General features: G+C 64.9%; 7 protein-coding genes. 2 read left to right on the top strand and 5 right to left on the bottom strand.

The window, feature by feature from the left end; translation table 11 throughout:
- Both AB0L06_RS28130 and AB0L06_RS28125 read left to right on the top strand, forming a co-directional pair.
- Window positions 1–272: hypothetical protein (locus tag AB0L06_RS28130; RefSeq protein ID WP_500234108.1), on the top strand; the 272-nt coding region annotated here is incomplete at its 5' end.
- Window positions 269–1,540, top strand: coding sequence for a C40 family peptidase (locus AB0L06_RS28125; RefSeq protein WP_500234107.1), 1,272 nt, complete (start codon window positions 269–271; stop codon window positions 1,538–1,540). The genes AB0L06_RS28130 and AB0L06_RS28125, both read left to right, overlap by 4 nt.
- Window positions 1,541–1,633: 93 nt before the next feature.
- On the opposite strand, the gene AB0L06_RS28120 is transcribed toward AB0L06_RS28125, so the two are convergent.
- The 5 genes from AB0L06_RS28120 to AB0L06_RS28100 all read right to left on the bottom strand — a co-directional run bounded on the left by AB0L06_RS28120 (window position 1,634) and on the right by AB0L06_RS28100 (window position 16,251).
- Window positions 1,634–2,794 carry a hypothetical protein gene (locus AB0L06_RS28120; RefSeq protein ID WP_500234106.1) on the bottom strand — a complete coding sequence of 387 codons (1,161 nt, stop codon included), beginning with the start codon at window positions 2,792–2,794 and terminating at the stop codon, window positions 1,634–1,636.
- Between the two features lie 169 nt (window positions 2,795–2,963).
- A complete protein-coding gene (locus AB0L06_RS28115) occupies window positions 2,964–3,263 on the bottom strand; it encodes a hypothetical protein (protein ID WP_500234105.1) in 300 nt (99 codons plus the stop codon).
- A gap of 104 nt (window positions 3,264–3,367) precedes the next feature.
- A complete protein-coding gene (locus tag AB0L06_RS28110; protein ID WP_500234104.1) occupies window positions 3,368–10,441 on the bottom strand; it encodes a polymorphic toxin-type HINT domain-containing protein in 7,074 nt (2,357 codons plus the stop codon).
- Window positions 10,442–10,656: 215 nt separating this feature from the next.
- Entirely contained in the window at window positions 10,657–14,394 is a 3,738-nt protein-coding gene (locus AB0L06_RS28105; protein WP_500234103.1) for a LamG domain-containing protein, read from the bottom strand.
- 1,368 nt (window positions 14,395–15,762) lie between these two features.
- Window positions 15,763–16,251, bottom strand: a complete 489-nt coding sequence (locus AB0L06_RS28100) for a hypothetical protein (RefSeq protein ID WP_500234102.1) — start codon at window positions 16,249–16,251, stop codon at window positions 15,763–15,765.
- Window positions 16,252–16,372 lie beyond the last annotated feature (121 nt).

Below are 16,372 nucleotides of genomic sequence, written 5' to 3'. Positions count from 1 at the left end.
CCGAGGCCACCGGCATCACCACACCTGTCCTGTTCTGGCTCCAGGGCCCGCGCCGCGAAGCCAACCTCCGCGCACGGCTGGCCTCCCGCCCCGCCTCCCACCATCTGCCGATCGCGACCGCCTGCCCGTCCGCCCTCGTCGCCCCAGGCGACGACGCCCCCGCCGGACGCTTCTGGCTTCCCCTGGACATCGACTCATCACGCTGCCGGCTCGCCGCCCTCACCCACACCTGGCCCCAGACGACCTCGAACAAGCCCGCACGCACGTCGTGATCCTCGCTGGAGCCGGAATCAAACTCGCCGCCGCAGGCGGCGTCCTGGCCGGAGGCGCCGCCGTAGTCACCGGCGCCGCCTCCGGCGGCACCCACCTCAACGACCTCACCCACCAACCCGACACCGTCACCACCATCTGCGACTACGCCGCGTCCAGCCCCGGCACCACCGCTGATCCCCATATCGCCCAAGCCACTGGCATCGCCCGTCCCCTCGGCCTGGACGCCAACCAGGCCGTAAACGCCCGCGTCATCATCCGCACCGCCACCGAACAGCACCTGCCGACCCGCGCCGCCGTCACCGCCATCGCGACCGCCCTCCAGGAATCCGACCTCGGCCGCGACCTGACCGGCGACCACGGCACCTCCTTCGGCCTATTCCACCAGAAGCCCGCAGGCGGCTACGGCACCCGCTCACAGATCCTCAACCCCCGCCACGCCGCCCGTACCTTCTACTCCCGCCTCACCAACCTCGACGGATGGCAGCGTTTCCCCCTCACTGAGGCAGCCCAAACCATCCAGAGATCCCCAACCCCCACCGCCTACGCCCACTACGAACCCCGCGCCGCCAAAATCGTCCGCGCCCTCGGCGCCCACACAACAGCCCCGCACCTACCGGCCGACACCAAGAACGACATACGAACCGGGCTGATCGTCGCCGCCGCCGACAAACTCCCCCGTGCCAAAGCCCTCGCCCAGATCACCCGCTCACTCCACGACGCGCCCCACCCGCCGAGTAGACACGACATCACCAAGCAGTTCCAGGACGACGCCGACCAGCTCTGCACCCAGCTGGTCAAAGACATCCCGAGCCAGCCCGACGCCCCCACCGGCTCAGGCCGCGGCGTCCTGGCAATCCGCGCCGCCATGACCCAACTCGGCGTCCCCTACTCCTGGGGCGGCGGCGGACCAAGCGGCCCAAGCACCGGCATCGACCAAGGAGCCCACACCGTCGGCTACGACTGCTCAAGCCTCGCCCAATACGCCTGGACCAAGGCCGGAATCCGGATCAGCCGCACCACCGACACCCAATGGCACGACGGCCCCCACGTCCCCCGCACTCAACTCCAGCCCGGCGACCTCATCTTCTTCGCCAACAACCCCATCAACCCCACCACCATCCATCACGTCGGCCTCAACCTCGACGGCAAACGCATGATCCACGCACCCCAGACGGGGCGCACCATCGAAATCACAAGGTGGGCCGGAAATGCGTACTACGAGTCGCAGTACATCGGCGGCATCCGCCCCGCTCCCAGCCAACGATGAGCTGGTCCATCGCCATCCTGCCAGGCAACAGAGAGCGAGGGTGAAGTTCCTCCTTTGGCAGCGGTCGCTAGGGGTGTGGTTCGAGGTCGGCGGCTACGGGCGTTCAGGGGTAGTGAACACAGCGGCGAGCGTCCCACATTCGGGAGAATGCTCGCGGAGGGCAGCGGGAACAGCAAGAGTCTTCGCCCCCACCCCATTGCTACGTGTATGACCGAAGTCGTAGGCGGCGGCCATCTGCTGGCCACGGCCACCACGCCGAGGCTCCCACACGATGCACATCACCCGAACCTCAGCGGCCGGTGACGTGACGAAGACACGGTCGAACTCCCGCCCGAGCTCCAACGGCGCACCCGAACGGTCGACCGGCTTCGCGTGCGCCGGCCCGACACGGAACCCAGGGCCATCGGCGTAACTGGAACCACGCACCGCGACCTTCACTCGGCGCACCGCGCCGGAGTTGGGACCGTCGAAGGCCAGGATCTCGGTGGTGTTGCCGCGGGGCGGCACGACCAGCAGGCCCCGATCGGCCCCGAAGGCGGTCCGGACCGTGACACCGCGGACCTCCCGTCCCTTCTCGTCCTGAGGAGTCAGGGCCAAGGTCGGTGCGACGGCCAGGCGTTCCCAGTTCGCAACTGTCAGCGTCTGGGCGGCGAAGGCGGAATCGGGGCCCTCGGGCCGGTACTGAAACTCCAAAGTTCCGATGCGCTGCGCGACCATCCCCTTCTCCAGTGGCAGGTCGAACACCATCATCGCCACCACCGCGAGGACCACGCCCCCAATGTTCAACGACGTCGAGAGGAGAGCAGCGCGCGAACTGGGCCGCTGACGCAGGTTCCCTCGATCAAACGCCTCGCGTAGCCGTTCCGCTTGGGCGACGAAGTCCTCAGCCGGAACGCTGAGGCAACGAGTCCTCAGCACGATGGGCCCGCCGAACCGGCGCAGGTTCCAGAACGAGTCGGTGATCCCGGCGAACGCGCGGCCATCTCGCAGCTGCCCAAGCTCTGCCACTCGGACGATGATGCGCCCGTCGGCCATATCCACAGCCGTCACATTCGACCACGGCACGGAGATCTGATGCTTGTGCCAGATCATCCCCACATCAGTGAGGGTGAACCCCCGCCTGGCCCGCCACCATGTATGTACGGCGGCCAGCAAGATTACCAGCAAGGCGGCCACCCACAGCCAGGGAAGCCGAAAGTGGAAATCCTGATCCAAAACCAGCATCAGGACAAGTACTCCCAGCTCCAGAAGCACGAACCCCCAAACCCTGAGCTCAGAATATGGAGCGCAATACTCGACCACGGGCCCAGCCCTCACTTGACGTTCATCCTCGCACCGCCCCAGCTCCGAATTTGAAGTACTCCACTTGGCCGCGAAAATCCGAAGGTCATCGGGCAGCACTCACGTCATCATCGCGCCGATTCTATCGGGATCGACGCACCCCATTCCGCCACATATCCTCCAAATTAATCAGTAGTCGCTCGAGATCCAAATTGGCCGCCTCACAGAAGCCCTGATCAGCATCTTTAATGCTGGCCATCGCACCGACCTCAGCATTTGGATCGCGCTCCTCAAATGCAATGCGCAGCCTCTCGGGCATCATGCTCCAATTCTTTCGGGTAAAACCTCCGGCCCACTCAAGTTCCCCTGCAAAGGAATCAATGGCCTGAGCAAATATCGCACGCGTTTGATCGTCCGGCGAAATATACCGCCAGATCACCATAGGTGGCTGATACAAGCCGTCCACTGGATGTATTCCGACCGAGATTCGGCTCCATTCTAGAATACCGAACAGTTTCAATACGCTGGTGACTCTATTTGAATCCATCACGAGAATTGCCCCGAGAATCCCGGCGCCCCCCATCGAATGCCTCCGGGATTCAGCCCGCGCATCGTCCGCATGTAATCACCCCATGGTACTGGCGTTTGACTCAGCCTCGGATCATACGCGTAGCGACCATCCGTGTAGACATGGTGAAAAGTATAGTCAACTACACTCCTTCCACCATCTTCGGCGACTCGCAGATTTCCACCATTGCCCACAAAGGAAACAATCTTCCCAGTCCCTCCCGCCGCATCGCGCAAGTTTAGTGCGATGTCAGAACAGTCGACATAGCAATCATCCACAGACTGCTTCTTCATCGCCTTCGCAACGCGCGCATCGGGCGGGAAAGCCGAATTGGGCTGACGGAAGCTGAAGAGACCTCTGCACCCGCCTTCTTCGTTGTGGACAAGGACTGAAATTCCATCGACCTGGACATAGAAGGAGTGGGTTCGCTCGACCGTGAGGTCATAAACTCGTGGATGGCCAGCCCCAGATTGGATTCGCTCAACGAAGGCCGCGCCGCCATCTGCGCCCCGCAGGATGGCGCCTCGGGTCAGCGAGTCTGCACGAATCCAAGAGCGCTTACCTTGATCCCAGAACAGGTGATGCTCAGTGGCTACGAGAGAGCCCGAGCTACTCGACCCGACACCAGCATCGATAGACACCTTAATCAAGTGATTATATTGGGCTCCACTAAATGCGGCGACCACCTTCTGCGCTTTGGTGCGCCCACTCTTTGGATCTGTCGCCAAAACCTTGTCGCCGGTACGAACCTGCTCTATCGGCTTGCTCGTCCCATCTGCCATGAGAACCTTGGTGCCAGCAACGAAGCTGTTGCAGCCGGTCGCACTCCCGGCCCCCTTGAAACTTCCGCGCCCCAGACCACCGGTAGCGCTCAAGCCGGCGGCGCCGTCGCGTCCTGGCGTGAAGCCGTCCATGCCAATCTGGAAGTAGCCTGCACCGCTCGCCGGGTCGCATTTAAACCCCCCGACCGAGCAAATTTCGTCGGCGAGACGCGAGTACATGTCAGTCTCGCCGGGCGAGCAAGAACTCTGACTGTCGCCGATACCGAGTTTGGCGCCGATGTTGCAGTTGGGAAACCCGTAGTGGCCAATGACCCATTCTTTTTTCTTCGCCGTCATGTTCTTCAGTGCGGAAAGGAGCGCACTGCGGAACTTGGCCGGGCTTGAAGCGTGAATGGTTCTGGTGCCGACCTGCACCGTTCCCGGTCCAGTGCCGGACCCATGGTCGTTGTAGTCCGACCAGTCGGGGGCTGGGCCGCAGTCCAGGCCGCAGCCGCCGGTCATGGTCGGGTGGTCTTGGCCCACGTTGGTGATCCCCTTGCCGCAGCGGTCGGGTGGGCAGAGTCCGCTGGGGTCGGAGGAATTGACGGGGGTGTTGTCGGCGTAGGCGTAGCCGTTCCATGACTGCGGGTCGCCGCCGTCGAAGACGGGGTCAACGCTTGTGAAGCGGCCGAGAGCCGGGTCGTACTCGCGCGCACCGAGGTGGGTCAGGGGGATGCTGGTGGGGTTGGTGGTGCCGCCGACAAATCCGCGAGTGCCGATCCAGGTTCCGGTGTTGGTGCCGCGGGGGCTGCCGAAGGGGAGCTGGCGGCGGAGCGCGGCGCCCTGAGCGGGGTCAGTACCGGTGTAGGACGCGTCGATTTGGACCTGGTCGCTTCCCTGATGGTCGCCAGCTAGAAACAGAACCTTGCTGTCGCTAGTGCGCTGGGCGACCGTGGCGCCGCCGAATCCGTAGTAGCGGGTGGCTGTGGCGGCGCTGGCGCCGACAGCTTGGCGGAGTTCCATGCCGGGCAGGTAGAGGGTGGCTCCCGTCGCGTCCTTTTGCAAGAGCCGATTGCCGGTGGCATCGTAGACGAAGGTGGTGTCGCCGGCACCGACGTCGGTGATCTTGGCGAGAGTGCCGTCGTTGTCCCAGGTCAGGTTCTCGGTCTTGCCACCGACGGCGCGCTCGGTGACGTTTCCGGCATCGTCGTAGGTGTAGCTGTTGGTGCCGGCGTTGCTGCCGGTCTGGGTGACCTCGGTGATTCGGTGACCGACGGTGGGGGTTGTATAAGTGCGGGTGAAAAAGGTAGCGGGGTCTGCGTAGCTCTCTTCGGCGCGGTTGCCGGTGGCGTCGTAGGCGAAGGTCTGCTTGTAGGGGGCGGGTCCACCGATGGTGGCGGTGGACGCGTCGCTGGCACAGGTCGCGGTGCCCTGAGCCCAGGCTGCGGTAAGGCGGCCGAGCGGATCGTAGGTGAAGCACTGGTTGTCGATGCCAGCGCGACTGGTGTCATTAATCGACTTGATGCCGCCGGCGTCCTGGTAGCCGTAGCTTGCGTAGCGCTCCAGACCGGCCATGTCCTCGCGCTCGGTCATGGAGGTCTGCAGGCGGTCGGTGCCGGTCTCGTAGGTATTGGTGATCCAGGTGTGCTTGCCGCCAGTGGACAGCTCGAGCTGTTCGGGTTTGCCCGTGTAGGAGTATCGGGCGCCCGTGACGATTCCGGTCAGCTTCATGGGCCGGCCGAGCTGGTCACCGTCGTAGCCGACGGTGACGGTCTCTGCGGTCAGGCCGCCAGCGGCGGGGTAGGACTGGCCGGAGAGCGTGTTGTCGAGGTTGTAGCTGCTGCCGAAGATGTAGGTTCCGGCGAGTTTGTCCTGCCCGGGGGCGGTGGGGATCCGCACGTAGGTGCGGGTGGGGCGGTTGAGGTTGTCGTAGAGGCTGACGGCAGTGGTGTAGGTCAGGTCTCCGATGTAGCGGCTGCTGCTGGTGGGCTGGCCCTTGACGATCGTGTCGTAGGTCCAGTCGGCGAGCTTGGTTCCCGGGGTTCCGCTGGTGACGTCGGTGAGAGCGGCCTTGCGGCCGAGGTTGTCGTAGCTGGTGGCGATCTTCTTACCGCGGGCGTCGGTGGTCTGAGTCAGGCGGTCGAGGTCGTCGTAGGCGTTGTGGGTGGTGCCGGAGTCGGGGTCGGTCTGAGAGGTCTTCCGGCCTCGGACGTCGTAGTCGTAGGACCAGGTGGTGGCGGGGATGGTTCCGGCTTTGCCTGGCCCGGTGATGGTGGCTGGCTTGCCGGTCGGTGTGTAGGTGTAGCTGGAGAACAGGTAGTCGCTGGCGCCGGTGCCGGTGTACTGGCGTGTCTCGACGGTGCGGCCCTGAGCGTCAGTGAGGGCGGTGGTCTTGGTGCCGCCCTCGGGTGGGGTGACCGTCGTGGACTCACCGTTGTAGTCGGTGGTGGTCTTCCACCTTTCCACCGCGCGGCTGCCCTGGCCGACCCAGAAATGGTCGGCGGTGACCCGAGCCAGGCCGTCGTAGTCGTAGGTGTGCTGAGACTCGACGTTGCCGGGAGTGTCGACGCCGAACAGGGCGGGAGTTGGCGCACCGTCGGCGTAGTAGGTGTTGTAGGTGCGGGCGGGTTTACCTAGGGCGTTGTAGAAGGTCTCGGCTACCAACCGGCCGCCGTTGGGGCCTGGCGTCTGGGTTTGGCGGGGGCGTAGCAGTCCGTCGTAGAAGGTGTAGCTGGTGGTCGGAGTGGAGTCGTTGTGCAGCGTTGTGGTGCCGACCGCGACGATCTTTCCCAGTTCGACCTGGTAGGTGAACTCATAGTCGGGACGGGGAGCAGAGGCGCGGCCAGGCTGCCAGACCTTGCTGGTGCGGCCGAGGGCGTCATAGCGGAGGTTGGTAGTTTTGCCGCCCTCATCGGTCTTGGTCAGCGGCTGCCCCGTGGCCGTATCAATGGTTTGGCTGGTGGTCAATGCGGTGGAAGTGCCGTTGATGGTGACGGGCGGCTGGCTGGTGGATACCCCCGTCGTCAGCCCGCCGGTGGACGCGGTGTAGCTGGTGGTGGTGGTCTTGTCCACCTCGGTGCCGGTGGTGTTGTCCGCGACCACGGAGGTCCGTTGCCGCCCGTAGCTGTCGTAGCTGGCCTTAGCAGCCGGGACGAACGCAAGCTGAGATGCGGTGGTGGTGGTCGAGACCTTGTCAGTGCGGGTGACCAGTCCCACCGTCGGTGCAACGCCGAGGGCACTGCCGTCGTAGTACGTGCGGCTGGCGGAGACCAGTTGCTTGGTGTAGTCGACGTTGTTCTTGTTTGCGCAAGTGGTAGCGACCGTCTGTACCTGTGATGGCAGACTCACGATCCAGGCACTGGTATCGCCGCTCTGGGCGTAGCTGGTCGTGGTGCACTGATCATCTTCCGGCTTGGTGACGTCGCCGAAGTTGTCGCTCTCGGTCGGGGCTCCGGTGATGGAGTCGAACGCATTGTTGACGGTTTTGGTTTCCCGCCATGACCCGTTCGACAGTTTGTTGAAACCGCGGGTGGTCTTGGTACCGGTCTGGTTGGCGGTAACGGTTCCCCAGGACCGCGTCTGGGTGGCGGTCTGGTTGTGCCACGGTTCGGCCACGGTCTTGCCGATGATGGCGCCGTCGGCCTTGTCGAAGGTCTCGGTGCGGATCTGGAATCCCTGCGCCGACTCGTGGTCCGGGTAGCTGGTGCCTTCACCGTCGGGAACTGAGACGCTCTTGGTGCCACCGGAGGCGTCCTTGCGGTCGCCGTCCATACCGCGCATGTAGTACGCGGCACTCTGGGTCATCAGGTTGTTGACGAGACCGGTGCGGGTGATGACCTTCCTGTAGCCACGGTACTGCGACCAGGTCTTGAACTTGGCTTTGGTCAGCCCGTCATCATCGGCGTAATGCCAGGCAGCGCCGTCCTGATAGTCGTAGGTCGTGACAGGGATGTCGGCGGCGTATCCGGTCAGGTCGGTCTGTTTGATGGACGTGACGACGTACTTGTTGTACCAATTAGTGACGGTTTTTTCGGAGTCCCAAGTCCCTGTGGGATCAATCTCGATGACCGGGAAGCAGCGGCTGGTGTTGGATTCCGGCGTGGGCCACTTGCCGGGAGCGCAGTCCTCGAGCGAGTAGGACACCATCGTCTGGCCGCCGTTTTCGTCGGCGATCGATTGCAGGCGATAGCGGATGAAGGTGGAGAAGTAGTCGCCCTCAACGTCAACGCGGTTGGCCATCTGCTGGTAGCCGAGTTGAACTGCGGGCAACTTGATCAGGTCACCGCCGGCGTCGGTCCCGGCCAGGCCGGTGTGCTGGATCGCGGACAACACCAGGTCCCGGTCAACGTCCGCGTCACGCCACTCGTGTGTCAGGCTCCAGGAGTCGACGTCGCGCCAGTCCGAGCCGTCGTCCTTCGCCACGCGTGTGGTGACTTTGGTCAGGCGTTTGCGGGACCAGAACGTGGGCGCGAGGGTGCCGTGGTTGTCTTTGCAGTCTTGCCCGGAGTCGCAGTGCAGGTCCCACGGGGTGTCCTGCCACAGTTCCGGGTGGGCGGTGATGTTGGAGGCGTTGCAGTCGCTGCTGGTGGCTGAGATGCAGCGCTCTGCGGTTTGGAAGTCGACCCGGGCGGGGGCGTGGGCGGGCCATAGGTTGTCGGAGCGCAGGCCGTAGTCGATGTGGTCCAGCCAGCCACCGCGCGTGTAGGCGGTCTCGTCGCTTGCCGACAGGTTGCGGCCGTAGTAGTTGGTCTCCTTTCCGTAGTAGTAGACGATCGCGTTGCCGCGCGGGTCCACCACGTAGTCCAGGTTCCATCGGTATGCCTGGTTGCACCAGGAGTCGGCGAATCCGCTGGACTTGTTGCAGGGGTCACCGGAGTGCACGCCGAACACCGGTTCGGTCCAGGCGGAGCCTGTGGTGGGCTTGCCCGCGGTCCAGGTGTTGCGGCCGAAGTAGTACTGAACGCCGTCGCTGGTGGTGACCTTCCAGTACTCACCATCGTTGTCGCCGTTATCGGCTCCGGTCAGCTTCTCGATCCGGGTGCCGTCGTCGTCCTTCAGGTGCCATTTGCCTTTGCCGTCCGGGATGAGCTGGCCCCCCTTCCCGGTCCAGGTAAGGGTCGCGTTGTCGTACCCCCAGCACTGGTCGCCGGGGTAGCCCTTGGTTGAGTCCTTGGGCGCTCCGGCGTCCTTGCAGGATTCGTAGCGGCGCTCGATGTAGCCAGGCCACATGTCGAAGCCCTCACCGATCCAGGAAGGCTGGTTACCAGTGTTGCTGGTGCGGCCGTCGGTGTTGGCCGAGTTATAGGTGAGAGCAAGCTTGGGCGTCAGCCCGCCGGGCACAGGTGGGACCTTCATCGGGTACGACCAGTTGAAGTCGCCGGTGTTGCCGCCGACATTCCAGGTCGCCGAGGGGGCCAGGTCGGTGGCGGCGTAGCTGCCGTTGGTGCCTGACGAGGCCGCCGCGACAGCAAGGACTGTGGGCTGCTGGGCGCTGTCAGCGGCCGGGGCGACTGCAGTGCGCCTGGTTTGCAGCGGTCTGGTCGGGCTCACCGTTGGGCTAGGAGATGGCGAGCTCGATGAGGTCGGCTGTCCAGCAGCGGACGGGGATGCCGACGGCGAGGGTGATGGCGAAGGCGTGCTGAGTGGGGCAGCTTCGACATCGGCGCTGAGAATTCGGTTGGTCGCGTCGTTGGTCGATGGAAGTTGGACGGCCTTCTGGCATTCGGGGCGCTGGGGCGTGGTCAGCACGCATCCTGGGTACCGGAGCAGCCGCAGCCGGGTGCCGTACGCGCCGCCAAAGGCTTGGGCGAAGCCGGAGTAGTCCAGCCGGACACCGACCGCACCGGGTTTGCCGGTTCCGGAGGCTGGCTGATCAGTGCGGCCGACCGTGAATACCACTCCCTTGACGCCGGCCTTGTCCACCGCAGCCTGGTCCAGAATGGTCACCTGCACCTGGCCCGCGGCAGCACCGCCAGCCTTGAGGGGCTTCTTCTCCGAGGAGGTCTGTCCCGGCGCGGTGACCGAGACCGGAGAGGTTCCGGCACGTGCGGCCAGAACGGTCCGGGCCATGCCTGGGGCTCCGGAACGGGGCACAGTGACCTGGTTGGTGGAGGCTTTCGGCCACACGATCTGTGGTTTGGCCTTAACCAAGCCACGTGTGTTGATGTCCGGTGTTTTGGCCTTCAGGTTGTGGCCCTTGACTTTCCGGTCAGCTTCCGGAGCATATGGGCGGTAGGGGGCTGCCAGCGCGGGGACTGGCGTCAGCAACGAGGCGGCGGCCACTACCGCCACGGCGGCTGAAGTGTGACGGCGGACTCGCCCAGTACCCGCTAGTGACAGCTTCGCCTTCCTGAGGCGTCCCGCAGATCTGCGTCCGGCGAGTCTCACCATGTCCTCCGCGCGTCGTCATGCTGCCCCGAGAGGGGCCAGGGGTTGAGCAAGCCAAGTCGAAGGGGCCATGTGAGCCCGACCGGTTGTCCGGCCCGGCTCACACGGCGACTGATGGGTCAGGTCATCTGGTCGGCGTCCAGTTCGCTGGTCATGGACGCCAGCCAGGTCACTTCGTCGTCGCTGAGTGCACCGTCGACGGTCCAGAGGTCATCGATGCGCCCGCTCCACGGCTCGGTTCCGGCAGCGGTGCGGCCGAGGCGGACCGGTGAGGTGCCGGTGAAGCCCGAGACCAGTTCGACGATGGAGCCGTCGTCGGTGGTGTCCTCGTCGCTGGAGTCCTGCTGCTCCCCATTGACGTACAGGGTGAGCCGTTGCTTGACGGCGTCGAATACAACGGTCACCAGTTGCCAGCCGTCTCCGTGGTCGGTGTTCCAGCCGACGTAGTGGGCCAGGTTCGTGGTGCTGGCTGTGGCGTCGGTCTTGCGTCCGACCAGTGCGGCTTCCCACTTTCCGGGGTGTTCTTCATCGCCGGCTCCGGGCAGGTAGCGGACTGTGAGTCCGTCGCCGCTGGTGCCTGCGAGGTTGAGGGCGGTCATGGCCTTGGTCGGTTCGGCTGCCGCCCAGGTCCAGGTGGAGACGGTGAAGCTGTGGCTACCGTCGATGGTCTGGGTGGTGGTGGCAGTGCCGTCGGTTCCGCCCTGTTCGTTCAGCGACAGCGATCCCACTTCGGAGGTTCCGTCCGTGGCGACCAGCGGACTTACTGACGGATCAATCAGGGGGTCGCCCGTGACCAGTCTTGTCTGGCCTGCGAGCGTGAGCGGTGCACCGCCGGTGATCTCGTTGGGGCTGGCCAGAGGCGAGCCGGTTGCCGTGTTTAGGTGCCAACGTCCGGTGATCTGCTGGCGCGCTGTGGCCAGCAGGCCAACCTCACCATCGCCCAGGGGACGGTCGTAGAGCCGGATATCGTCCAGGTCGCCCTGCCACTTGGCGGCCAGTCCCGTAGGCGTCCAGCCGGTACCGATGTAGAGCGGCCCGTTCGCGGCCCACGGCTGGTGGGTGGCAGTCCCCTTCTGACGTTGGCCGTTGACGTACAGCGCCATCTGCTTGGTGACCGAGTCGTAGACCCCGGCCAGGTGGATCCACTGGTTCAGCACGGGTGCCTGGTCGGAGGCGATGGCGTCGTCGGTGCCGTCGGGGTGGTGCAGGATCCAGGTCCAGCGGTCCTTGGCGGGCGAGTACGACATGAGCAGCCCGTTGGTGGCATCACCGGCCTGGCTGATCACCGAATGGTAGAGCGTCTTCTCGGTGAGCCGCACCCAGGCCGACAGCGCGAAGCTCTTGGTGGTGTCCATCACCGGCCCCGTGGTCTGCCCGGTGCCGTCGGTGCCGTTGAAGCTGGCCGCTTTGCCGATCTTGCCGGGCTTGCCCAGGGTGACGCCGCCGTTCAGGGCGACCGGCGCAGCCGGGTTCCCGGTTCCGGAGTCGGCCAGGCTGGTCGATCCTTCGGCGTCGTCGAGTTTCCAGTACGCCTTGGGGTTCGAGCCGGACTTGACGCGGAACTGGTGGGTGGTGGTGCTGCTGGTGCCGTAGCTGTTGGTGGCGGTGACGTTCAGGTCGTTTTCGCCTGCCTTGGCCGGCATCGCGTTGATCGTCGCGACTCCGTTCACCACTGGGGCGGTGCCACTGCTGCGCTGGTCGTGGTTGATTTCCCAGGCCACCTGGCTGACACCGGCGCCGTTGGCGTTGACCTTCGCGGTGAAGGCTCCGTACTGACCGACACCGCCGTACGGCGGGTCATCGGGGTTGTCGGGGTTGAGCGCTGGATAGTCGGTGGAGGTTACGTCCACCTTGGGCGAGGAGGTGTTGTACTTGAAGTAGCAGTCGTCCCCGCCGTTTTGCCAGCTCCACGCGCTGCTGGACTTGCCGTCGTTGGCGATCACGTGCCAGCCGATCACCGTGTTCTGCGGGATGGTCACCGCCGGGGAGGGCTTGTCCAGGCCCCAGCTGAAGCTGGATCCGCTCGCCAGGTAGAGGGTGTAGTTCGACACCCACCTGCTCTTCCAGCCGGTGCCGTCGCCGGCGTCCCAGGACAGCCCGAACTGAACACGGACGGTGTCGCCCTGGCTGGCGTCTGGGTCGGTGATCTTCTTGGCCCACACTCGAGGCAGGTCGTTCAGCATCGCCGGCTTCGCGCGGGTGTAGCGCAGCGAGCCGTCGGAGTTGGTGCAGGCACCGCCGTTGACCATGCTCATGTTGCTGAGCGTCGGCTTGTTCGGCCGAGTGTTGTAGGTGATGTGCAGCTCGGCCTTGGTGGTCAGCCGCTTGTAGTACAGCATGTCCGACTCGCTGCCTGCCTTCAGCGCGAACAGGATCGTGTTGATCTTCCCGTTCAGCCGTTCCTTCAGGTAGCTGGCCGTCTTGCTGGTGGAGTTGGCGTCGTCGGAGTTGTCGAACTTGATCGGGGCGGGCAGCCCGGAGCACAGCGTGGAGTTCCGGTACGACAGCAGCGTGTTGAAGTGGTCGCCGTCGTCGGTGGAGTTCCAGGTCGAGTTGGAGTTGAAGCCGGTTCCCGCCTTGGGCCGGTACAGGTTGATCCGACGGGCGGTCGTGCTCGGGCACTGCGACGCGGCGTACTCGTTGGCTGTGAAGTAGGCGCTGCTGATGTCCTTGCCGATGTACTTGCCGATCGGGAACCGGTACCAGATCCGCTTGGTCTGGTCGCGACCGCAGTTGCTGTCATAGGAGGCGTCGCAGAACCCGACGCCCTCATTGGAGGAGAACTTGTACTTGGTGTAGTAGCTGCCGACCATGCCCCACTCGCCGCCGGAGTCGGTGCTCAGCGGGGTGCCCTGCCACCACGGGTCGATGTACACCGGGAAGTTGGTGTCGGACGCCGTCAGCAAGGACTTGTCGGGAGTCAAGGTCAGGGACGAGCTTGCCACGCTGACGCCGACCGGCGCGTGCTTGGCCCCGTCCGGTGCGCCCTCGGTTGGGTCGCCGCCGGTGAGACTGGGGTTGCCGGTCTGTGTGGGAGACGGCGAAGGGCTTGCCGTCGGGCTCGTAGTCGGACTCGTGCTCGGCGAAGTCTCGCTGCGCAGCTTCGGCGTGACCGAGGAGGTCGCCGAGGGGGAAGGCGACGGAGATGAGGAGGGCGGTGACTCCGGGGTGCTGGTCTGTCCCGAGTCCCACATGTGGGGAGCGGGGGCGGCGAACACCGTGCCGCCGGTTCCCTTGTCGGTCGCCTTCAGCGTCCCATCGGGCCCTTGGGTGACAGTGAGGCCGCCGCTGTCAAGGCCCAGCTTGATCTGGGCGACGCGAGGGTCGGCCGCCGCCTCAGGCGTCTTGACGATCAGCACCTGGCCAAACCCGTCGACATCGGCACGCACCTGCAGGTCGACCCCCGGCAGAACCTCCGGGTAGGTCGCGGTCTCACCGTCCAGGGTCGGCTTCGGCAGCGCGCTGGGCCAGGTCAAGGTCATCTGCCGGCCAGCGCGGGTCATCTTCACCAGCGGGCCTGACCCACCGTCGGAGAACGTCAAGCCGACGGTGGATGCGGCCGGAGCGATGGCCCCGTCTGCCGACCGGTGCAGGGTCGGATCAACCCCGACCCACTTGCCGCCCTTCATCGTGCGGACCGGCCGCAGGTGCTCGACACCTTCAAGGAGCCCGTCCGGCTGGGCCACCACTTCCCGGGTCTCGCTGCGCAACCCGGTCACCTCAACCTCCTTGCCCGACGACTTCGCCTCCGCGAGCGCGCCAGCTTCAGTCGAGGTATCGGGTGAGGTGTCCGCAGAAGCCCTCTGGCTGACCGGAGTCACGACCTGAAGCAGGGCAACCAGAAGCAGCAGAGCCAAGGCTGCTATCAGCGTCCTCAAACGGGTCGCGCGCGCCCCCAGTGAGCGGAATACTCCACCGCTCGAAGGTGCGGAGCGTCTACCAGCCACACGGGCCTCCAGTGCAGGACTTCGGGCGAGTGTGTGACAGGGACTCGCGATTTCGGGGGTTACTGGTCGGTGCGGCGGGAGGGCTGCCCCGCCTTTGCCCGGAGATCACAGGCCGGCTATCGGGAACACGCTCGTCGCAGCTCTGCTCCGGCTGCTGTCACCGCGCTGGTGTCGGGAGCCGACGCCGAGGCGGTCGACTGGGATCGAGTACGGCGCGCGAGGTCGGCGAATGCCTCGGCCAGCTGCCGAGCTGAGCTGCGCACGTGGGCGTCATCGGCGGACTTGCCACTCGCCCTCACCTTGGACGCCGCCTGTTCAAAGGCCGCCGCGGATGACTGAGGATCACCGGTCGGCCGGTCTCTGAAAGTGGCCAGTTCCCGCTCGATCTGCCCACATGCCTTGTTCGTGTCTCCGCCACACCCAGCGGAATAACAGGTGATGGCCAACATCGTCAGGGCAACGGACAGCGAACGCTGCAGGCGCCTTCCCTGCTTACGCACGGAACCCGAGCTTCCGGCCAAACTCGCGCCTCCTGCCGAGAAGGGCCGATACAGCAGGCTGCCACACTCGTTGCGAAACCTAGCCACCCATCACCGCCACTACAGAGCGCTACAGCAACCTCGCCATGACAATGACAAGTACCGAAACTGCAAGCAAAGCTTCCCGAACGGCGGAAATGTATCTAAGCCACGCAAAGTAGTCAACACTCCTCAACAAGTGACGTAGGTCACATCACTACATCAAGCGAACTCGAAGTTACTTTACGCGTTACTTAAATCGGACACTTGGTAGATTTCATGAAGCAATGACCCAGATTGTTACCCATGGCAACTAGTCGCGACTCAGCGTCAAGATCATTAGTGACGTGCGTCACACTACAGTGAGGTAAGCGGCGACTCAGCTTGTAGCGTCCTAACCCAACGATCACCTGGAAGGCGAACGCACTCCGTAGTCACTACGGTTGATCGCTGCGCTGGCACCCGCCTCCCGCATCCCCCAGGCACGGCCCCAGCGTGACCATCGCCGCGGCCAAATGGTGACGTTTAGTGATGGGCGAAGCGGGGGCATAGCAGGAATGAAGACTTTGCTGCCGTTGCCCCACGCAAGCACCGTTGCCCGTCTGAGCAAGATTTCTCGAAAGCTGCCGGGCAGGTTAGCAATACCTCAACCGTAACTGGGCGTCAGCTGAATGTTTCCCCACCGTCGCCTGGTTAGCTCCTGACATCAACTCAGTTCGTGCGTTCCGAGCCCTCTTGGCTTCCAGGCAGAAGCGACGCTCTACTTATGCAACTCATCTATGAGCCTCTGCAGCAACGCGAATCCGACGGTGTTTTCAGCAGGCCGGAGGGGGGCGGTGGCGACCTCAAGGTCATCGAAGACGGGGCTGCCGCCGGGCCGGCGGGTGTAAGGGACTCGGCCGTAGTCGACGCCCTCGGTCAGGTCGCCGGTGGTCCACATGATGACCTCCTGCTCGCCCTCGCGCAGGGGGTGGTTGGAGACCGGGCGGGTGGCGATGGCGTGCTCGGTGATGAGCCAGACCATGGGGACGGCCAAGGCCCAGCGGGTAGCACCGGTTCGCTTGGCCTTCTCGGCGGCGCGGAGCTCGAAGGCGCGGGCGGTGGCGTCGCCGCGGAGGTAGTCGTAGTCGCTGAGGATCACCCGGGGACGCCCATCCAGGACGACGATGGCGGGACAGTCTTGGGCTCGGATGGCTGCCTTGACGCGCTCCACCACGTCGAGCAGTAGCGCCTCGGTGTGTTCGTTCATCCGAGCCTCCCGGGGTGGGGCGGCCGTGCGGCCTGCTGCGGGCGTGCGGACCGCCTTCGTCGAGCACGCCGACGAGCGCGGAGAGCCGGGCGTCCTTGCAGGCGGCGGCGGCCGTCTCGGC

This window comes from Spirillospora sp. NPDC052269 (assembly GCF_040679435.1).
GTDB lineage: Bacteria > Actinomycetota > Actinomycetes > Streptosporangiales > Streptosporangiaceae > Spirillospora.
The sequence above is the reverse complement of the archived record's forward strand: the minus strand, read 5'-3'. Positions and strand labels throughout refer to the sequence as shown.

Excerpts from the sequence above, each read along its gene's own strand:
- AB0L06_RS28115 (WP_500234105.1), bottom strand. The coding sequence starts at position 3,263 with ATGGTGATCTGGCGGTATATTTCGCCGGACGATCAAACGCGTGCGATA.
- AB0L06_RS28100 (WP_500234102.1), bottom strand. The coding sequence starts at position 16,251 with ATGAACGAACACACCGAGGCGCTACTGCTCGACGTGGTGGAGCGCGTC.